14 protein-coding genes are annotated in these 19,966 nt (G+C 68.3%); 6 read left to right on the top strand and 8 right to left on the bottom strand.

Annotated features, from left to right (window positions below; genetic code table 11):
- The first annotated feature begins 21 nt into the window (after nt 1-21).
- The 3 genes from ACZ5QD_RS02405 (at nt 22) to ACZ5QD_RS02395 (ending at nt 8,562) form a co-directional block, all read left to right on the top strand.
- Nucleotides 22-819, top strand: a complete 798-nt coding sequence (locus tag ACZ5QD_RS02405) for a hypothetical protein (RefSeq protein WP_006896431.1) — start codon at nt 22-24, stop codon at nt 817-819.
- A complete protein-coding gene (locus ACZ5QD_RS02400; protein WP_006896432.1) occupies nt 816-4,634 on the top strand; it encodes an ABC transporter ATP-binding protein in 3,819 nt (1,272 codons plus the stop codon). The genes ACZ5QD_RS02405 and ACZ5QD_RS02400 overlap by 4 nt, the downstream gene beginning before the upstream one ends.
- Nucleotides 4,635-4,863: 229 nt before the next feature.
- Complete coding sequence (locus ACZ5QD_RS02395; protein ID WP_006896433.1) at nt 4,864-8,562, top strand: multifunctional oxoglutarate decarboxylase/oxoglutarate dehydrogenase thiamine pyrophosphate-binding subunit/dihydrolipoyllysine-residue succinyltransferase subunit; 3,699 nt, start codon at nt 4,864-4,866, stop codon at nt 8,560-8,562.
- A 96-nt stretch (nt 8,563-8,658) separates the two neighbouring features.
- Here ACZ5QD_RS02395 and ACZ5QD_RS02390 read toward each other — a convergent pair whose 3' ends face one another.
- Nucleotides 8,659-9,261, bottom strand: coding sequence for a TetR/AcrR family transcriptional regulator (locus ACZ5QD_RS02390; protein WP_006896434.1), 603 nt, complete (start codon nt 9,259-9,261; stop codon nt 8,659-8,661).
- Nucleotides 9,262-9,339: 78 nt separating this feature from the next.
- On the opposite strand from ACZ5QD_RS02390, the gene ACZ5QD_RS02385 reads away from it, so the two are divergent.
- Together ACZ5QD_RS02385 and ACZ5QD_RS02380 are read left to right on the top strand one after the other, a co-directional pair.
- Entirely contained in the window at nt 9,340-10,893 is a 1,554-nt protein-coding gene (locus ACZ5QD_RS02385; RefSeq protein WP_062367554.1) for a flavin-containing monooxygenase, read from the top strand.
- Nucleotides 10,894-10,948: 55 nt separating this feature from the next.
- Nucleotides 10,949-11,779 carry an SDR family NAD(P)-dependent oxidoreductase gene (locus ACZ5QD_RS02380; RefSeq protein ID WP_045538384.1) on the top strand — a complete coding sequence of 277 codons (831 nt, stop codon included), beginning with the start codon at nt 10,949-10,951 and terminating at the stop codon, nt 11,777-11,779.
- 78 nt (nt 11,780-11,857) lie between these two features.
- On the opposite strand, the gene ACZ5QD_RS02375 is transcribed toward ACZ5QD_RS02380, so the two are convergent.
- Complete coding sequence (locus ACZ5QD_RS02375) at nt 11,858-12,736, bottom strand: glycine betaine ABC transporter substrate-binding protein (RefSeq protein WP_006896437.1); 879 nt, start codon at nt 12,734-12,736, stop codon at nt 11,858-11,860.
- Nucleotides 12,737-12,758: 22 nt separating this feature from the next.
- Entirely contained in the window at nt 12,759-13,376 is a 618-nt protein-coding gene (locus tag ACZ5QD_RS02370; protein ID WP_039867436.1) for a MarC family protein, read from the bottom strand.
- 55 nt (nt 13,377-13,431) lie between these two features.
- Here ACZ5QD_RS02370 and ACZ5QD_RS02365 point away from each other — a divergent pair, with 55 nt between their 5' ends.
- A complete protein-coding gene (locus ACZ5QD_RS02365) occupies nt 13,432-14,529 on the top strand; it encodes a magnesium and cobalt transport protein CorA (RefSeq protein WP_039867437.1) in 1,098 nt (365 codons plus the stop codon).
- Between the two features lie 6 nt (nt 14,530-14,535).
- Here the strand turns inward: ACZ5QD_RS02365 and ACZ5QD_RS02360 are convergent, their stop codons facing one another.
- From ACZ5QD_RS02360 to ACZ5QD_RS02340, 5 genes are all read right to left on the bottom strand, one after another.
- Nucleotides 14,536-15,111 (bottom strand): suppressor of fused domain protein, encoded by a 576-nt coding sequence (locus ACZ5QD_RS02360; protein WP_039867438.1) that lies wholly within the window; start codon nt 15,109-15,111, stop codon nt 14,536-14,538.
- Between the two features lie 63 nt (nt 15,112-15,174).
- Nucleotides 15,175-16,344, bottom strand: coding sequence for an ABC transporter ATP-binding protein (locus ACZ5QD_RS02355; protein ID WP_006896441.1), 1,170 nt, complete (start codon nt 16,342-16,344; stop codon nt 15,175-15,177).
- A gap of 3 nt (nt 16,345-16,347) precedes the next feature.
- Complete coding sequence (locus ACZ5QD_RS02350) at nt 16,348-17,178, bottom strand: carbohydrate ABC transporter permease (protein ID WP_222111042.1); 831 nt, start codon at nt 17,176-17,178, stop codon at nt 16,348-16,350.
- 6 nt (nt 17,179-17,184) lie between these two features.
- Nucleotides 17,185-18,396, bottom strand: coding sequence for a carbohydrate ABC transporter permease (locus ACZ5QD_RS02345; RefSeq protein WP_082781302.1), 1,212 nt, complete (start codon nt 18,394-18,396; stop codon nt 17,185-17,187).
- A complete protein-coding gene (locus tag ACZ5QD_RS02340) occupies nt 18,393-19,850 on the bottom strand; it encodes an extracellular solute-binding protein (protein ID WP_222111041.1) in 1,458 nt (485 codons plus the stop codon). The genes ACZ5QD_RS02345 and ACZ5QD_RS02340 overlap by 4 nt, the downstream gene beginning before the upstream one ends.
- Between the last annotated feature and the right edge of the window lie 116 nt (nt 19,851-19,966).

Below are 19,966 nucleotides of genomic sequence, written 5' to 3'. Positions count from 1 at the left end.
GCCGACAGGGAGGATCGACACATGCGCAAGTCGAAATCCGTCGCGCACAGCGACGACAACCGCCGCAGTGGCGCGCCCGCTCCGGTGACGTACGTCGACGGCCGGGCCGCCCAGAACGCGGGCAAGTCGTCGCTGGCGATCTTGACCGTGCTCGTCGACAAGGCCCAGCGACTTCAACAACCGGCGGTGGCGAAGTACGTGCGCCGCGTGCGCCGCAAGCATCCCGACGAGGGTCCCGAGCAGGTGATCCGACGGCTGGAGAAGCACTACCTGCGCTCGGTCACCGCATCGGGAGGCGCGGTCGGCGCGGCCGCGGCGATTCCCGGCGTGGGCACCCTGACCGCCCTCGGCGCGATCACCGCGGAGAGCGCCGTGTTCATCGAGGCGTCCGCCCTGCTGGCCCTGGCGGTCGCCGAAGTCCACGGCATCTCGCCTGCGGACACCGAACGCCGCAAGACGCTGGTGCTCGCCGTCGCGCTCGGCGAAGAGGGCACGTCTGTCGTCGGGAAAGCGCTCGGAGCGCGAGGCGGTGACGCGATCGCCAAGCTCGGCGTGCCCGGGATGCCCGGGGTCAACCTCTCGACGCTCAATAAGACGCTCGGCAACCGGTTCATCAAGAAGTTCACGATCGGCAAGGCACCCGTCGTGATGGGCAAGCTCATTCCGGGCGGCATCGGCGCGGTGGTCGGCGGCGTCGGCAACCGGGCGCTGGGGTCGCTCGTGGTCCGCAATGCGCGCGAAGCCTTCGGTCCCCCGCCCCGCTTCTGGGACGTCGACGGGGAGGTTCTCGCGCACCAGCGCACGATCGAGGCCGGTTGACCGGCCGCGCGGCGCCGGCCGCGCAGGGCTGGATTCGCCGCCTGGTCGGCGAGTGCGGACGACACCGCCGCCTCGCCGTGGTGCTGGTCACCGTCACCCTCGGCGCCGTTGCCGTCGATCTGGTCACTCCACTCATCACCAAGGCCGCCATCGATTCGGCCACCGGTCAGCAGGCGGCCCGTGTGGGACTTCCCGTCCTCATCGGTGCCCTGCTGGTGGCCGCGGCACTGCGCTACGCGTGTCAGTTCGGCCGACGGATGACCGCCGGTCGCATGTCGGTCACGGTCCAAGACGGTCTGCGCCGCCGGCTGCTCGACACCCTCCATCACGTCGACGGACCGGCGCGCGACACGATTCGCACCGGCCAAGTGGTGTCCCGCTCCATCTCCGACCTCCAGGTGGTCCAGTCACTGCTGGCCATGGCACCGCTCTCGCTCGGCGGCGCGGTCCAGGTGGTGCTGTCGCTGGGTGTGATGGCCTGGCTGTCGCCGCTGCTGACGCTGGTCGCGATCGCCATCGTCCCGCTCATCGCGGTGATCGTGTACCGCAGCCGCAAACGGCTGTTCGCCGCCACCTGGGCGGCGCAGCAGGCCTCAGCCGAGGTGGCCGGCCACGTCGAGGAGACGGTGACCGGCGTGCGTGTGGTGAAGGGTTTCGGCCAGGAACGCAGGGCCACCGACGAACTCGCCGCCCTGGGCGAGCGGCTGTACCGCTTCAAACTGCGCGCCGCAAACCTGAGCGCGCGCTTCACGCCGACCATGGCATCGATTCCGCAACTCGGGATGGTCGCCGTCATCGGTCTCGGCGGATACCTCGTTTATGCCGGCGACATCACCGCGGGCACGTTCCTCGCCTTCTCCACCTATCTCGCCACCATGACCGGCCTCGCGCGCATCCTCACCAACCTGGTCGTGAACGCGCAGCTCGCCGCATCGGCGGTGACTCGCGTGTACGAGGTGGCCGACCACCCGCGCGATCGCGCCTTCGAGAACACGACGACCGTTCCCGACGGCCCGCTCGGCCTGAGCTTCGACGGCGTCGGACTCACGCTCGGCGGACGCCGGGTTCTCCGCGGCGTCGACCTGCGCGTGGCGCCGGGGGAATGCGTCGCCGTGGTCGGCGCGCCCGGATCCGGCAAGTCGACCCTCGCCGAACTCGTGACCGGCGCCTATCGGGCCGAGTCGGGGACGGTCGCGCTCATCGGCGCCGAGGGAAGCGGTCTGGACGTCACAGAGCTGGCGCCGGACGAACTGTACCGAGCAGTGGCGTTCGCCTTCGACGACCCGTTCCTGTATTCGACGACGATCGCCGCGAACATCGGCCTCGGCCCGCAACCGGTGCCGCCGGACGGGGTCGACGATTCCATCCGGGCCGCCGCACGCGCGGCGGCCGCCGACTTCGCCGCGGAACTGCCGGACGGATACGCCACCGAGGTGGGCGAGCGAGGCCTCACTCTGTCCGGAGGACAGAGACAGCGAGTCGCCCTCGCCCGAGCCCTGTATCAGGGCAGCCGGGTACTGGTCCTCGACGACGCGACGTCGGCGGTCGATGCCGCGACCGAGGCGCGGATCTTCGCTCATTTCCGCGCTCTCGGGACCACGATGCTGGTGTTGGCGCACCGCGATTCCACGCTGGCGATCGCCGATCGGGTCGCGGTCCTCGACGACGGCGTGGTCAGCGACGTCGGAACGGTCGCCGAACTCACCGAACGCAGTGCGCGTTTCCGCGCGCTGATGTCGCCGACCGACACCGCGGAACAGCGGGCGGCGGCCTCCGCGAGCGTGCGCGCGCAGAACGACATCGGCATCGAGGAGCTGTGGCCCGGCGGCGTCGACGCGCCGGCTCCGAAAGCCCGCCGTGAGGCCGCGCCCCCGATGCGCATCGGTCCCGGCGGCGGCGGTCGGGCCGGAGTGCTCGGCGCCATGCCCGCCACCGACGAGATCCGTGCCGCGGTGGCCGCACTGCCGCCCGCCGACGACGATCCGAAGGTGGACGTCGAGGCCGCCCGCGCCGAACGCACCGACTTCAGTCTCAAACAGATTCTGCGTCCGGTGGCCGGTCTGCTCGCCGTGGTGCTGGCGACGATCGCTGCGGACACGCTGATCGGACTGGCCTTCCCGTCGCTGGCGCGCACAGTTCTGGACGCCGCCTCGCGTTCGGATGCCGACGTGATCGGGGTCGCCGCGCTCACCGGCTTCGCGCTCGTCGCCGCCGCCTGGATCGCGGGGGCGGTGAACGTGGTGGCGGCGGCCCGCGCGGGAGAACGCGTCCTGTACGGCCTCCGCATCCGCAGCTACGCCCACCTGCAACGACTCGGCCTCGACTACTACGAGCGCGAACTCTCGGGCCGCATCATGACGCGGATGACCACGGACGTCGATGCCCTCTCCGGATTCGTCCAGAACGGGCTGTCGTCGGCCGTGGTCGCGGTGCTGACCCTGGTCGGTGTCTTCGGCGCCCTGATCGCGACCGACTGGGAGCTCGGTCTGGTGATCGCTCCGGTGTTCCCGGTCCTGCTGATCGCGACCGTCGTGTTCCGCCGGATCAGCTCGCGCGCCTACACCCGCACCCGCGAACTGGTGTCTGCGGTGAACGCGGACTTCCAGGAGAACATCGCGGGTCTGGCGACCACACGCGTGTACCGGCACATCCCGGTGGCACGGGCCGAGTTCGGCCGGCGCAGCGACGAGTGGGTCGACGCTCGGATGGACTCCCAGCGCGCCATCTCGGTGTACTTCCCCTTCATCACGTTCTGCTCCGACGCGGCCACCGCCGTCGTCCTCGGGTTCGGCGCCCATCAGGTGGCCTCCGGCGCGATGTCCTCGGGCACCCTGATCGCGTTCGTGCTCTACCTCGCGATGTTGTTCGGGCCCGTGCAGCAGCTCACGACGGTCTTCGATTCGTATCAGCAGGCGGCGGTCGGTCTGCGTCGCATCCGCGATCTGCTGCTGACCCCGAGTTCCCTGGTGGACGCACCGCAGGCCGATTCGGAGGCCTCGCCCGCCGAACTGGCGGCTCCCGCGTTCGACGGCGACGTTCGGCTCGACCGCGTGGACTTCCGTTACGCCGGGGCCGACCGCGACGCGTTGAGCGGGATCGAGATGCACATCCCGGCGGGCACCTCGCTGGCGCTGGTCGGCACCACGGGCGCGGGCAAGTCGACCATCGTCAAACTGCTTGCGCGCTTCTACGACCCGACGGCCGGCAGCGTGCGGATGGACGGTATCGATCTGCGGACCATCGATCTGCACCGCTATCGCAGCCGCCTGGGCGTGGTCCCACAGGAACCCCACCTGTTCGCGGGGACCGTTGCCGACAACATCGCCTACGGCAGGCCCGGTGCCTCGCGCGAAAGGATCGCCGAAGCCGCGCGACGAGTGGGCGCGGCGCAGATGATCGCCGGTCTCCCCGGAGGCATGGAGTTCGGCGTGTCCGAACGCGGGCGGGGACTCTCGTCCGGGCAACGCCAGTTGATCGCGCTGGCCCGCGCCGAACTGGTGGAGCCGGATCTGATCCTGCTCGACGAGGCCACAGCGACTCTCGATCAGGCCACCGAGGCGCAGGTGCTCGCGGCCGGCGAGGCACTCTCCCGGCGCCGCACGAGCGTGATCGTCGCGCACCGCCTCGCCACCGCCGCACGAGCGGATGTGATCGCGGTGGTCGAGGGCGGCCGGATCGTGGAGAGGGGCACGCACCACCGACTGCTGGCGGCACACGGCGAGTACCGGCGTCTGTGGGACGCCGGCGTCTCCCCCGACGACTGCGAGGCGCCGGCTGCCGGGCCGCGCCCGGCCGACCGCTCCAGCGTCGGCTGAGCCGCTCGGCGTTCCGCTGACCGAGACGATCCCCGCTGTCACACGGTGGTCAGCACGTGAGATTGACCACTTACCGCGGCGTGTCACCGTCTGTGCGGCACACAGCGCCCGAGCCGCGAGCGGTCCGCGTACCATCGATTGATGGCAGGTCGGCCGCGGTTCACGAGACCAGCGGTTCACCCGCCACGCGATCGAAGAACACCTGGGTGAATTGAGGCGAGACAGCGCTGTGAGCAGTTCGATTTCCGAATCCGACTTCGGACAAAACGAATGGCTGGTCGAGGAGATGTACCAGCGATTCCAGACCAACCCCGAATCAGTCGATCCGAGCTGGCACGAGCTTCTCAAGAACTATCGCCCGGGTTCGACGGCGACCGCCCCGTCCTCGAACGGTGCGGCCCAGGCGACCCGGGTGGCTCCGAAGCAGGCGGTCACGCTCGACACCGAACCGACCAAGGCCGCACCGGCGCCCACCCGCGCCCCCGCACCGGCACGTGAGTCGGCCGCGACCAAGGCCGCATCCGGCACCAGCCTGGCGGCGTCCGCCGCCAAGCCTGCCGCCGATGCCGGGACAGACACGAATAAGGTGCTCCGCGGCCCCGCCGCGACCATCGTGCGCAACATGTCGGCCTCGCTCGAGGTCCCGACCGCGACCAGCGTCCGCGCGGTTCCCGCGAAGCTGATGATCGACAACCGCGTCGTGATCAACAACCACCTCGCCCGCACCCGCGGCGGCAAGGTGAGCTTCACGCACATCCTCGGCTATGCGATCGTCCAGGCGATCAAGGCGTTCCCGAACATGAACCGCCACTTCGCCGTCGTGGACGGTAAGCCGAACGTCGTCACGCCCGCCCATACCAATCTCGGTCTCGCGATCGACCTGCCGGGAAAGAACGGGAACCGCACGCTGGTCGTCGCCGCGATCAAGGGCTGCGAGACCAAGAACTTCTCCGAGTTCGTCGCGGCGTACGAGGACATCGTCCGCCGAGCCCGCGACGGCAAGCTCGGCGCCGAGGACTTCGCCGGCGTCACCATCTCGCTGACCAACCCCGGCACCATCGGCACCGTCCACTCGGTGCCGCGGCTGATGCAGGGCCAGGGCGCCATCATCGGCGCCGGAGCCATGGAGTACCCGGCCGAGTTCCAGGGCGCGAGCGATGAGCAGATCGCCGAGATGGGTGTCGGCAAGCTGATGACGCTGACGTCCACCTACGACCACCGGATCATTCAGGGCGCCGAATCGGGCGACTTCCTCCGCAAGGTCCACACGCTGCTGCTCGACGACTCCTTCTGGGACGAGCTGTTCACCTCGCTGCAGATCCCGTACGAGCCCGTCCGCTGGCGTCGCGACGTCCCCGCCGGACTCGTCGACAAGAACACGCGCGTCCTCGAGCTCATCGCCGCGTACCGCAGCCGCGGTCATCTGATGGCCGACACCGACCCGCTGATGATGAACGCGGCCGCCAAGGCCTCGCATCCGGACCTCGACGTACTGACCTACGGCCTGACTCTCTGGGATCTGGACCGCACCTTCAACGTCGGCGGCTTCCACGGACAGCGGAACATGAAGCTGCGCGACGTGCTGTCGATCCTGCGCGACGCCTACTGCCGCCACGTCGGCGTCGAGTACACGCACATCCTCGACCCGGAGCAGCAGCGCTGGCTCCAGGAGCGGGTGGAGATCAAGCACGCCAAGCCGTCGGTCGCCGAGCAGAAGTACATCCTGAGCAAGCTGAACGCCGCCGAGGCGTTCGAGACCTTCCTCGCGACCAAGTACGTCGGCCAGAAGCGCTTCTCGCTCGAGGGCGCCGAAGCCGTCATCCCGATGATGGACGCGGTTCTCGATCAGAGCGCCGAACACCAGCTCGAAGAGGTCGTCATCGGCATGCCGCACCGCGGCCGGCTGAACGTCCTGGCCAACATCGTCGGCAAGCCGTACTCGAAGATCTTCACCGAGTTCGAGGGCAATCTCGGCCCCGCTGACGCGCACGGCTCCGGCGACGTGAAGTACCACCTCGGCGCCGAGGGCAAGTACTACCAGATGTTCGGCGACAACGAGATCACCGTCTCGCTCACCGCCAACCCCAGCCATCTGGAGGCCGTCGACCCGGTCCTCGAGGGCATCGTCCGCGCCAAGCAGGACGGCATGTCGGAGGACCGCGAGTTCGACGTGCTGCCGCTGATGCTGCACGGTGACGCCGCCTTCGCCGGTCAGGGCATCGTCGCCGAGGTGCTGAACATGTCGATGCTGAACGGCTACCGCACCGGCGGCACCGTCCACATCGTGGTGAACAACCAGGTCGGTTTCACCACCGCACCCGAGCACTCGCGCTCAACGCAGTACTGCACCGACATCGCGAAGATGATCGGCGCACCGGTCTTCCACGTGAACGGCGACGATCCGGAGGCCTGCGTCTGGGCCGCCAAGCTCGCCGTCGACTACCGCGAGGCGTTCCACCGCGACGTCGTGATCGACCTCGTCTGCTACCGCCGCCTGGGCCACAACGAGGGCGACGATCCGTCGATGACCCAGCCGGCGATGTACGACGTCATCAACAACATCCGCAGCGTCCGCAAGAGCTACACCGAAGCGCTGATCGGCCGTGGTGACATCTCCACCAAGGAGGCCGAGGACGCACTGCGCGATTACCAGGGACAACTCGAGCGCGTCTTCGTCGAAGTCAAGGAACTCGAACGGTTCACACCCGAGGCGTCGCCGTCGGTGGAGGGCGAGCAGACGCTGCTCACCAAGCTGGTGACCGCGGTGCCGCAGGAGAAGCTCGCGGAGATCGGCGACGCCTTCGGCAATCTGCCCGAGGGATTCAACGCCCATCCGCGCGTCAAGCCGGTCATCAAGCGGCGCCACGAGATGCCGGTCAAGGGCGACATCGACTGGTCGTTCGCCGAGATCCTCGCCTTCGGCACCCTGGTTCAGGAAGGCCGCACGGTGCGGCTGTCCGGTCAGGACTCCCGCCGCGGAACGTTCACTCAGCGCCACTCGGTGCTGATCGACCGCGAGAACGGCTCGGAGTACACACCGCTGAACCACCTGCCCGACGCGACCGGCCGCTTCCTGGTGTACGACTCGCCGCTGAGCGAGTACGGCGTGCTCGGCTTCGAGTACGGCTACGCCCTCGCCGACCCCGACGCACTCGTCCTGTGGGAGGCGCAGTTCGGCGACTTCGTCAACGGTGCGCAGTCGATCATCGACGAGTTCATCAGCTCCGGCGAGGCCAAGTGGGGTCAGCGCAGCGACGTCGTGCTGCTGCTGCCGCACGGCCACGAGGGCCAGGGTCCCGACCACACCTCGGGCCGCATCGAGCGCTTCCTGCAGTTGTGCGCCGAGGGTTCGATGACCGTCGCGCTGCCCTCGACTCCGGCGAGTTACTTCCACCTGCTGCGGCGCCACGTGCACGATGGCATCAGCCGGCCGCTGGTGGTCTTCACCCCGAAGTCGATGCTGCGCAACAAGGCGGCCGTCTCGCCGGTGGAGGATTTCACCGAGGGCAAGTTCCTCTCCGTGATCGACGACCCGCGTTTCGCCAAGCAGGGCGGCGACCGCGACAAGGTGCAGCGTGTGCAGCTGGTCAGCGGCAAGCTCTACTACGAGCTGGCCGCACGGCAGGCGAAGGACGGTCGCGACGACGTCGCGATCATCCGCGTCGAGCAGCTGTACCCGGTGCCCTACCGCAGGCTCGCGCGCACGCTGGAGCAGTACCCGAACGCGAAGGACTTCGTCTGGGTTCAGGAGGAGCCGGCGAACCAGGGTCCGTGGCCGTTCCTCGGTCTCTGGCTGCCGGAGATGCTCCCCGAGTTGCTCGGCGGCCTCCGCCGGATCTCGCGCCGGCCGATGTCCGCGCCGTCGTCGGGCTCCAGCAAGGTCCACGCGGTGGAGCAGCAGGAGATCATCGATCAGGCCTTCCGCTGATCTGATGCGACTCTGACACGACACACGAGAGGGGCCGCCCCGCTTCGGCGAGGCGGCCCCTCTCGTGTGTCCGCGGCCGGCATCGCCGGCGCCGGCTCATGTCTGAGTCACGTTCCCGACCAGCCCGGCTAGGGTGGGCAGAGCGGCGACGAAGATCTGTACGAGCTGTTCCCGGGTGATCACCGGGTCGTCGAGCCAGCGGACGAGCGTCTCCTCCACGAAGGCGATCCAGCCCGCCACCGACAGTTCGATCGCCGGGCTCCGTTCGATCCCGATGGCGGGCGCGTGCGTCAGAATCCGCTCGGTCATCGCCGCGCGCGTCCGGTCGGCGACCGCTCTGATCGCGTCGTCCGCACTCGCCGCGCCGCGGATGACGCCCACGAACCCGCGCCCGTTGTCGGCGACGTAGTCGACGTAGGCGGTCATCGAGGCCTGGAGCATCGCGATCGGATCGCCGAGCTCGGCCTGCGGCTCCGTGCGGGCGAGCATCTCCTCCGCCTGCTCGGTGATGACGCTCAGATGGAAATCGGCCTTGGACTCGAAGTAGTGGAAGATCAGTGCCTTCGACACTCCCGCCGCTTCGGCGACCGCTTCCATCGTGACCGACTCCAGGGGACGGTCGCGTGCCATCTGCACGCCCAGATCGATGAGCTGACGACGGCGTGCAGCAGGGCTCAAACGGGTTCTGGCGGTGGTCATGCACCAACCGTAAGCGCTTATTGACCTGAATTCAATTGCCTATTGACTCGCGGTCAACACGCGCTTATCGTAGGCACCATGACAACGCATGATGTAGAGATCGCGATCATCGGAGCCGGGTTCTCCGGACTCGGTGCAGCCATCAAGCTCAGCCAGGAGGGTGTGGACGATTACGTCCTGCTCGACCGCGGCCAGGACTTCGGCGGCACCTGGCGCGACAACGTGTACCCGGGTGCCGCGTGCGACGTCCCGTCGCACCTGTACTCCTACTCGTTCGCGCTCAATCCGGAATGGTCCCGGTCGTACTCTCATCAGCCCGAGATCCACCGCTACATCAACGCCGTCGCCGACGAGCACCGCATCGGCGAGCACGCTCTGTTCGGCTCCGATGTGCGCCGTGCGGAGTGGGACGAGACCGCCGGACGCTGGAAGCTGGACTACGAGCGGGACGGCGAGAGCCACACCCTCACCGCGCGCACCCTCATCGGCGGCGTCGGACCGCTGTGCGAGCCGAACCTCCCCGATATCGAGGGCTTCGGCGACTACCGGGGCAAGATCGTGCACTCGGCCCGCTGGGACACCGACTACGACTTCACCGGCAAGCGCGTGGCCGTCATCGGCACCGGCGCCTCGGCGATCCAGATCGTGCCGCAGCTGGGCAAGGTGGTCGGACACATGGACGTGTACCAGCGCACCGCGCCGTGGATCATCCCGCGCAACGAGCGTCCGTACCTGAGCGTGGAGAACTGGGCGTTCAAGAACGTCCCCGGTCTGCAGGCGGCCATCCGCGGCGGCATCTACTCGTTCAACGAGGTGGTCGCGGCCGGGATGACCTACGCCCCGAAGGCGCTCAAGCCCGTCGAGGCGCTCAGCCGAGCCAACATCTTCCGCGGTATCCGCGATCCCGAGCTCCGCAAGGCGGTGACCCCGCGGTTCGCGGTGGGCTGCAAGCGCATCCTGAAGTCCAATGAGTGGTACCCGACCCTCGACCAGGACAACGTGGAACTGGTGACCGACGGCATCGACCGCATCACCGAGACCGGCATCGTCACCGCGGACGGCACCGCCCGCGACGTCGACGTGATCGTCGTCGCGACCGGATTCCACGTCACCGACTCCCCTGTCTTCGACACCATCGTCGGAGCGAACGGCGAGAGCCTGGCACAGGTCTGGGAGCGCGAGGGCATGCAGGCCTACAAGGGCTCGTTCGTCCACGGTTTCCCGAACCTGATGCTGCTGATCGGACCGTCGACCGGCCTGGGCCACACGTCGATGGTGTACATGATCGAGTCACAGCTGAACTACCTGGTGGACTACGTGCGCAAGACACGCGCCCACGGCATCACCAGAGTGGACGTGCGCAAGGACGCGCAGGACCGTTTCAACGCGGGGATCCAGCGCACGCTGCGGTCCAGTGTCTGGGTGAACGGCGGGTGCGCCTCCTGGTACAAGGATCACAACGGCGATATCACCGTCCTGTGGCCGGGGTTCACCTTCAACTTCCGCAATCAGACGCGTTCGTTCGACCTCGACGCGTACGACGTGCGCACCGCGGACCGGCCCGCCGTCGTCGCAGAGCCCGTGCAGACCGCGGACGAGGCCCCGGCCGAACCCGTCGGCACCGACGCCTGACCCGACCGACACCCGACTTCCCGACACCGCAACTTCCCGACTTCAGGAGAGAACTATGAAGGATTTCAACAACAAGGTCATCGTCATCACCGGCGCCGGCTCCGGGATGGGCCGCGACCTGGCGGTCAAGCTCGCCAAGCGCGGTGCCAAGATCGCCATCTCCGATGTGAACCCGGACGGTCTCGCGGAGACCGAGCGGCTGGTCGCAGCGACCGGTGCGCAGGTGCACAGCCAGTTGCTCAACGTCGCCGAGCGAGAGGCCGTCCTCGCGTACGCCGACACCGTGGCCGGCCACTTCGGCACCGTCAACGCGATCTTCAACAACGCCGGCATCGCGCACCACGGTGAGGTCGAGACCATGGAGTTCAAGGACATCGAGCGTGTCATGGACATCGACTACTGGGGCGTCGTCAACGGCACCAAGGCGTTCCTGCCGTACCTGATCGCGTCGGGCGACGGCCACGTCGTCAACACCTCGTCGCTGTTCGGCCTGCTGGCCGAACCGGGTCAGGCCGCGTACAACTCCGCCAAGTTCGCCGTCCGCGGCTTCACCGAGGCGCTGAATCAGGAGATGATCATCGCGAAGCACCCGGTCAAGGTGACCTGCGTGCATCCGGGCGGAATCAAGACGGCGATCGCCCGCAATGCGACCACGTCGGGCGATCACGACCAGGCGAAGACCGCCGAGCTGTTCGACAAGTACCTGGCGAACACCAGCTCGGAGAAGGCCGCCGACATCATCATCAAGGCGGTCGAGCGCGACCGCGCACGCGTCCTCGTCGGCGCGGACGCGAAGGTTCTCGATCTGTGCGTCCGTCTGGTGGCCTCCGGCTACCAGGGCATCGGCGCCCGCGTCACCGGTTGGGCGCTCAAGCGCACCAAGTAGCCTCCCGGACCACGGACGGGGCCGCCGCGACGAGACGATCGTCGCTCCGGCCCCGTCTCGGTGTACGAGCCCGGCGGATCAGACGCCGTGCGTGCCGATCCATTCGTTCGCGACGGCCGCGGGGTCTGCGCCCCGCTCCACGCGCGCGGCGAGCTCGGCCAGATCCGCGGTGGTCAACTCACCGGCGACACGGCTGAGCGCCTTCATCTGCGGCTTGCCGATCAGGGATGCGCGGAATACGGGCACGAGATCCTGCGCCATCGGCCCGGATTCGGCCGACCGCAGGGCCGTCACGTCGTCGCGGCCGGCTAGCGCCGTCGCCGCCTCCAGCCCGGTCAGCGTTCCGAGCGCCTGCCCGCCGCGGACGCGGTCGGCCACCTGCTGCGGCGTCAGGCGCTCCGTGATCGCACCGAACCGGCAGACGCTGAACGCCTGCTTCTCCTCCGCGGTCAGCTCGCCGGTGCTCACCAACGGCAGTCCGGGCGGCACCGCCCCGCATTGCGCCAGGTCGGTGAGGTGATCGGCGTCGGAGACGGTCTGGGCGAGGATCAACTGCCTGCGGTCGTTCACCGCTGCCGGATCGCCGATCGTCACGCCCTGCGGCAGAGCGCGGTTCACCGCCTCCTCCACGTCTTCACTCGACACGGCGTCGGGCCCGGGCATCAACGCGGTCAGCAGTTCGCCGGTGAACGCCGGGAACAGGTCCACATCGCCCTGCGCCGCCTCGTCGAGGAGCCGTCTGTCGGCCGACGCCCGGCCGCCGACGTCGACTCGGACGCCGGTGCGCGCGAGCGCTCCCGCGTAGATCTGCGCTGCCACCTGCATCTCGGGGGTGCCGTCGGTACCGACGCGCAGAGGTGCCGGTACATCGGATCCGCACGCCGTGATCAGGGTCGCAGCCGCGCCGATCGCGGCCGCGAGAGCGGCGGCGCGGCGGGAGAATCGTCGAGTAGACATCGCCGACCAGACTAATCGACGCTCACGCCGTGGCCGCGAAACCGATCACCGACGTCGCGATCAACTGGACCGCGATGGCCGCCAGAAGCAGACCGGCGATCTTGGCGAGCAGCGTGATGCCGCTGACCCGCAGCACCCTGATGATGCCGGTCGAGAAGAACAGCGCCAGCGCCACCACGGCATGGACGGTGAGAATGGCCGCGGCGATCGCCGTGTACCCGGGCACATCTCCGTGTACCTGGCTGACGGCGACGATCACCGCGGCGATGGCTCCGGGGCCGGCGAGCATCGGTGTGCCGAGCGGTACCAGCGCCACGTTGACGTCGTCGGACACCTGTGCGGCGGTCGAACCGCCGAGTCCCATGAGCAGTTGCAGCGCGACCAACAACAGCAGCAGTCCACCCGCGCCCTGCAGCGCCGGTATGCCGATGTGCAGGTAGGCCAGGATGGCGCGGCCGCCGACCGCGAACAGGCTGATGACGAGCAGCGACACCAGCGGTGCCTGCCAGGCGGCCTTACGCCGGTACTCGGCTGAGCGCCGGCCGACGAGGGACAGGAACACCGGAACCTGCCCGGGCGGGTCCATGATGACGAGCAGGGTGATCGCGGTCGTCGTGTACACGGAGACGTCGAATGGCACGGACTGAGTGTAAGCGGGCGGCCCGGCGGCTCGCTAAGGTCGACGTGTGCCGTCCATGCCGAGAATGCTGCAGCCGGGTAACCGCGGGCCGGGTAAGAACCCCGAGGTCGCAACGCCCCCGGTCCCCGTGGCTCGCGCGATCGTCGACTGCGGCGTCTACGTCGACGGCATCCGGCAGCCCACCCCGCCCGACATCCGCTCGGCTCTCGCATTCGTGCGGACCACCGGAAGCGGCTTCGTGTGGCTCGGTCTGCACGCACCGGACGAGCGGCAGATGAACGACGTCGCCGAGACCTTCGGGCTGCACCCGCTGATGGTCGAGGACGCCGTCCACGCCCACCAGCGTCCCAAGCTCGAGACCTACGACGACACTCTGTTCCTCGTTCTGCGGACCGTCAAGTACATCGACCACGACGACGACGAGGTCGCCAACGACATCGTCGAGACCGGCGAGATCATGGTGCTCGCCGGACGGGACTTCGTCATCACCGTCCGCCACGGGGAACACACACATCTCGCGGGCGTACGCGCGCGCCTCGAGCAGACACCCGAGCATCTGCGGCTCGGCCCCGCGACTGTCGTCCACGCGATCGCCGACCGGGTGGTCGACTCCTACCTGAGAGTCGTGCGCGAGATGGAGGCGGACGTCGACGGGCTCGAAGAGCGCGTCTTCGCGGCGTCGTCACGGGATCTCGACATCGACGTGGTCTACCTGTTCAAACGCGAGGTGCTGGAGCTGCGCCGCGCGGTCCAGCCGCTGGCGGTGCCGCTCTCACTGCTGTCGGGCAGCTCCGGCACACTCGAATCGGCGGCGCTCACCCCGCACGACACCGAGATCCAACGGCACTTCCGCGACGTCGCAGACCATCTGACCACGGCGAACGACCTGGTCGTCGAGTACGACGAGCGCCTGACGGCACTGCTGAACGCCGCCGCGACCAAGGTCAGCACCCAGATGAACACCGACATGCGGAAGATCTCGGCGTGGGCCGCCATCGCCGCGGTCCCCACCGCGGCGGCGGGGATCTACGGGATGAACTTCGACTTCATGCCCGAACTCCACTACCGGTACAGCTACCCGCTGCTGCTGCTCACTCTGTTCGCGGTGTGCTTCACCCTGTGGCGGATCTTTCACCGCTCCCACTGGCTGTGAGCGACGCTACGGCGACACCGCGGCCCGGCCGGGGTCGGTCACATCCGTGCCGGCCTCGGCCCACGCCGCGCGCAGCTCATCGGCGCCCTTGAGCCGCACCCATGCCGCTTCGTTCGCGGTGATCGGCACCGCACGCAGGAAACGCACCGGATCGGCGGGGTCGTCGAGCGGCAGATCGGCGAACCGGTCGTCGCCGGTGAGGAGGAAGGCCGAGCAGATCGCCCCGGCCCACAGCGGCTCCTGCAGGTCGATCAGCGAGTCCTCCGCCAGGATCAGCCCTTCGACGGCGGGCGCCGCGGCGAGCATGGCCAGCGACTTGTGCAGTCCTTGCAGCGGCATGCTCGCGCGCAGGGTCACCGTCACCTCGGCTCGCGGTCCGCGGACCGGGTCGGGAGCGAAGTCGGCCGGATCGTGCATCGGGTGGCGTGCGCACCCCACCGTCACGTAGACCACTCGGTCGCCGTCGGCGAACCGCAGCACGTCGATCGGTTCGACGCCGAGAAAGGTGACCGACGCCCGCTGCGGCTCGCTGCCGACGGCGGCGGACACGTGGGCGATCACCCGATCGCTGACAGAACTCACCCCACCAGTTAAACACCGGTGGGGTGAGTCGGATCGGTGCGGGGCCGTGCCCGGCGCACGGCCTCAGCGCAGGCTGACGCCGCTCGCGGTGTCGAAGACGTGCATCCGTGCCGGGTTCAGCGCCAGGGTGAGCGTCTCGCCCCTGCGGGCCTGGGTGTAGGGCGACAGCCGGGCCACCTTCTGCCCGCCCGCGGTGGTGGAACCGAGGTCCTCTGCCAGCTTCGAGAGCACCTGCGTCGCCGAGTCGGGCGCCTGCCAGCCGAAGTACACGTACTTGTCCGACCCCATCGACTCCACGAGGTCGACCGTGATCGGAAAGCTGAGGAAGCCGGCCAACTCGGCCTCGTGCGTCAGCGCCGCGTCCACCAGGTGCTCCGGCCGGATGCCCAGCAGCACCTCGCCGTTGCTGTCGGCCTGGCGCGCACGGCCGGCGATCTCGTTGTAGTCGGGGAACTCGATGTGGCCGATGGCGGTGTCCGCGCCGGTCGCGGTCAGCCTGCCCGGGAGGAAGTTCATGGCCGGCGAGCCGATGAATCCGGCCACGAACAGGTTGGCCGGGCGGTCGTAGAGCTCCTGCGGCGCGCCGACCTGCTGGACGTAGCCCGCGCGCATCACCACGACGCGGTCGCCGAGCGTCATGGCCTCGGTCTGGTCGTGGGTCACGTACACGGTCGTCGTCCCCAACCGGGCCTGCAGCGAGGCGATCTCGGTACGCATCTGGACACGCAGCTTCGCGTCGAGGTTCGACAGCGGCTCGTCCATCAGGAACGCATTGGGCGTGCGGACGATGGCCCGACCCATCGCGACGCGCTGACGCTGACCGCCCGACAGGTTGGCGGGCTTGCGGTCGAGGTACTCGGTGAGGTCGAGCATCGCGGCGGCCTCGTCGACGCGGCGGGCGATCTCGGCCTTGTCCATCTTCGCGAGGCTGAGCGGGAAGGCGATGTTCTGACGCACCGACATGTGCGGGTACAGCGCGTAGCTCTGGAAGACCATCGCGATGTCCCGGTCCTTCGGAGCCACCTCGTTCATCCGCTTGCCGCCGATGCGCAACTCACCGGACGTGATGTCCTCGAGACCGGCGATCATGTTCAGCGTCGTCGACTTGCCGCAGCCCGACGGTCCCACCAGGATGACGAACTCGCCTTCGGCGATGTTCAGGTTCACCCCGTGCACGGCGATCGAGCCGTCCGGGTACTGCTTGGAGACGTTCTCCAGAACGATGTCGGCCATGGGTTATCCCTTCACCGCGCCGGAGGTGAGGCCGGCGACGATACGACGTTGGAAGAAGAGCACGAAGATGATGATCGGAATGGTGATGACGACGGCCGCTGCGGCGATGGCCCCGGTGGGCTCCTCGAACTGACTGCTGCCCGTGAACTGCGAGATCGCGACGGGCGCCGTCTCCGCATTCTCGGTGGAGGTCAGCGACAACGCCAGAAGCAGGTCGTTCCACGCGAAGATGAAGACCAGGATCGCGGCGGTCACCACGCCCGGCGCCGCCAGCGGGACGATCACGCGGCGGAACGCCTGAGCCGGCGTGGCTCCGTCCATCTGCGCGGCCTTCTCCAGGTCCCATGGGATCTCCCGGAAGAACGCCGAGAGAGTGTAGATCGCCAGCGGCAGCGCGAAGGCCACGTAGGGCAGGATCAGACCGAGCCACGTGTCGAACAGGCCGAGCCGGCGTTCGATGTTGAACAGCGGCGTCACCAGTGAGATCTGCGGGAACATCGCGATCAGCAGGGCCGCTCCGATGAGCAGCTTCTTCCCGCGGAACTCGAGCCGCGCGACCGCGTAGGCGGCCATGGTTCCCAGCAGCACGGCGATTACCGTGGTGATCAGGCCGATGCCGATCGAGTTGATCAGCGCCGACGTGAACAGGCTGGTGTCGAAGATTCCCTTGTAGTTGTCGAAGGTCCACTGCTTCGGGATGAAGCTGCCGTCGGTCACACTGCCGGTCGGCTTGAACGACAGGCTGATGATCCACCACAGCGGGATGATCGCGTAGAGGACCACCAGAACATTGGCGACGGTCCAGCCGACTTTACGGCGAATGCTCGCATCCATCGGTGGTCACCTCCCCTCGTCGTCGGAGCCGGGGGCGGCGGTGCCGAACCCCTTGATGAACACGAAAGCGATGATGGCGACGCACAGGAAGATCAGGATGCTGATCGCCGAGCCGACACCGAGATTGAAGGCCTTGAAGAGGTTGTCGTAGCCGAGCATCGACACCGACCCTGTGCCGTTGGAGCCGGCCGTCAGGACGTAGATGTTGTCGAAGATGCGGAACGCGTCCAGCGTGCGGAAGAGCAGCGCGACGAGGATCGCCGGCTTCATCAGCGGCAGGATGATGCGGAAGAGCCGGGTCCACGCGCCCGCGCCGTCGAGTTGGGCGGCCTTGAGGAGGTCGTCCGGCACCAACGCCAGCCCGGCGAGCAGCAACAGCGCCATGAACGGCGTCGTCTTCCACACCTCGGCCAGGATGATGATGAACAGCGACGGCCACTGCTGGGTGAGCGGCGCGGAGCCGTCCGGGAGCAGGTTGGCCAGGTAGCCGGTGCCCGGCGTCCACGCGTAGTACCAGGAGAACGCCGCGGCGACCGTCACGATGCCGTACGGGATGAGGACCACGGTGCGGACCACGCCCCGGCCGAACAGGGTCCGGTGCATGACGAGGGCGATCGCCATGCCCAGCACCAGTTCGATCAGCACCGACACCAGGGTGATGAACACGGTCACGCCCAGCGCCGACCACCAGTAGCCGTCCGAGAGGACGGTGCCGTAGTTCGACAGGCCGATGAACTTCTGCTCGTCCGGCGCGGTCAGCGTCGCCTTGTTGAGCGAGAGCCAGAAGGCGTAGACGATCGGGTAACCGGTCACCAGCGCCATGACGATCGCGGCGGGTGCGATGAGCCAGTACGCCAGACGTCGCTCCGACGACTTGCGTCCAGTCGCCTTCGGCGCCAGGGGCGCCGGCTGCGCCGGAGTGGGACCGGTGTCGAGGATCTCAGACATCGAACCTCCGTTCATTCCAGGCCCGGCGGGAGTCGCTCCGGCGGCAGCCGCGGCCATCGCGGTCTCGGGCACGGCCTGCGGCATCGGTGGGGGCGGCGGTGGCGGGGCGGGTTCATCGGGTCGGGGTGCGGCGGCCTCCGGCGGCACCCATACGTCGGAGTGCACCGGCTCGGCGCCGTCGCGGGAGTGCTGACCGTGCCCGTCCCCCGAGACGCCGTCCCCGTCACGGGGTTCCGGCGACCGCTGGTCGTCGTGCTTGTCGTCGCTCACGGGATGATCCCCTCGCCGTCGATGGCCTTCTGGACCTGCTCGGTGAGCTTGTCGACCATCTGTGCGGGATCCCAGGCGCCCACCGGCGCGAGGGTGGCGGTCACGAGCGTCGAGATCGCCTGATACTGCGGCGACGCCGGCCGCGGCGCCGAGTGCTCGGATTCGAGCTGTGTGCGGATCACGTCGCCCATCGGATACGCGAGCTTGAAGTCCTTGTCGTCGTAGATCGACGCGATGGTCGGCGGCGTTCCACCCGATATCGCGTACACCTTCTGCGCCTTCTCGCTGGTCATGCACTTCGCCGCCTCGAAGGCGAGCTCCGGCTGCCGGGAAGTGGACGCAACGGCCAGGTTCAGCCCGCCGGGCGTCGACTTCGCGGTCTTGCCGGGGAAGACACCCGGGTAGAGCGCGAAGTCGAAGTGCTTACGCATCTTGGCGTTGATCGGAGCGAGCTGCGCGTCTGTCGGCGGATTGTCCTCGTCGGTGAGCAGAGTCTTGTACGGCGAGAGAACGTCCTGGAGGAAGGCGACGTCGCCGGTCGCACCGTTGGTGCGCGCCGAAGCCCACACGAACGGCCAGTTGATCTCGAACGCCGCCTTGCCCGTCTCCATCCCGAGCCGGGCGGTGCCCTCGTCGGACTGGGTGATCGACGGGTCGTGCCCCGGCGCCGTGGCCACCGCCTTCATCACCTCGAGCGCCTTCAGCGTCGCCGCCCGGTGCTCCGGGGTGTCGCTGAGGGTCACCTTGGACGCGTCGTTCGGATCGAGCACCGAACCACCGGCGCTGGCGAGCAGCGAGTTGAACCAGACCATCAGGCCCTCGTACTGCTTGGCCTGGACCATGATCCAGCTCGGTCCGCCGGCCTTCTTGATGGCCTGCGTATCGCTGAGCATCTCATCCCAGGTCGCCGGCGCCCGCCGGCTGCCGAGCGTGTCCTTCATCAGGTCGGGCCGGTACCAGAGCAACTGGGTGTTGGTCCAGATCGGCATCGCGTACATGCGTTTGGCCGCGTCGTCGGGCCGCTGCCACATCGCTGTGGCCACCGGGCCGCCGAGATTGGTCTTCTCGATCTCGGCCGCGGTGTCGTCCGGGACCGGCACGAGCCAGCCGGCGTTCGCGAACTCCGCGGTCCACACGACGTCCATGCCCATCAGATCCAGGGTGTGGTCGTTTCCGGCCAGCCGCCTGGCCAACTGCAGTCGCTGATCGTCGGCGCTCTTGGGCAGGACGTTGGCCTGCAGCTTGTAGCGCCCGCCCGACTCCTCGGTACAGGTCTGCGCGAACTGCTTGATGTAATCGAAGCCGTCGGCCGGCGCATAGATGTTCAGAACACCCTGCTCGTAGCCCGTGGAGCAACCGGCCAGCATCGGCGCGGCGACCGCCGCCGCCACCGCCACTGCCGACAGCCGCCTGGCCAGAGATCGTCCCCTCGGCGCGGATCTACCCTTGCTCATCTCGCTGCCAGCCTCCTGCCTGTCGGCCTCGTCTAAGAATCAGCTGTGAAAGCTGATGCGGGCCTTAGGTTATCCCACGACAGGTGACATAGCGCACACGATGGCACATCGGCGCG

It is taken from the genome of Gordonia sp. J1A (assembly GCF_055393515.1).
The sequence above is the reverse complement of the archived record's forward strand: the minus strand, read 5'-3'. Positions and strand labels throughout refer to the sequence as shown.

Excerpts from the sequence above, each read along its gene's own strand:
- ACZ5QD_RS02340 (WP_222111041.1), bottom strand. The coding sequence starts at position 19,850 with ATGAGCAAGGGTAGATCCGCGCCGAGGGGACGATCTCTGGCCAGGCGG.
- ACZ5QD_RS02355 (WP_006896441.1), bottom strand. The coding sequence starts at position 16,344 with ATGGCCGACATCGTTCTGGAGAACGTCTCCAAGCAGTACCCGGACGGC.
- ACZ5QD_RS02405 (WP_006896431.1), top strand. The coding sequence starts at position 22 with ATGCGCAAGTCGAAATCCGTCGCGCACAGCGACGACAACCGCCGCAGT.
- ACZ5QD_RS02385 (WP_062367554.1), top strand. The coding sequence starts at position 9,340 with ATGACAACGCATGATGTAGAGATCGCGATCATCGGAGCCGGGTTCTCC.
- ACZ5QD_RS02375 (WP_006896437.1), bottom strand. The coding sequence starts at position 12,736 with ATGTCTACTCGACGATTCTCCCGCCGCGCCGCCGCTCTCGCGGCCGCG.
- ACZ5QD_RS02365 (WP_039867437.1), top strand. The coding sequence starts at position 13,432 with ATGCCGAGAATGCTGCAGCCGGGTAACCGCGGGCCGGGTAAGAACCCC.
- ACZ5QD_RS02380 (WP_045538384.1), top strand. The coding sequence starts at position 10,949 with ATGAAGGATTTCAACAACAAGGTCATCGTCATCACCGGCGCCGGCTCC.
- ACZ5QD_RS02350 (WP_222111042.1), bottom strand. The coding sequence starts at position 17,178 with ATGGATGCGAGCATTCGCCGTAAAGTCGGCTGGACCGTCGCCAATGTT.
- ACZ5QD_RS02390 (WP_006896434.1), bottom strand. The coding sequence starts at position 9,261 with ATGACCACCGCCAGAACCCGTTTGAGCCCTGCTGCACGCCGTCGTCAG.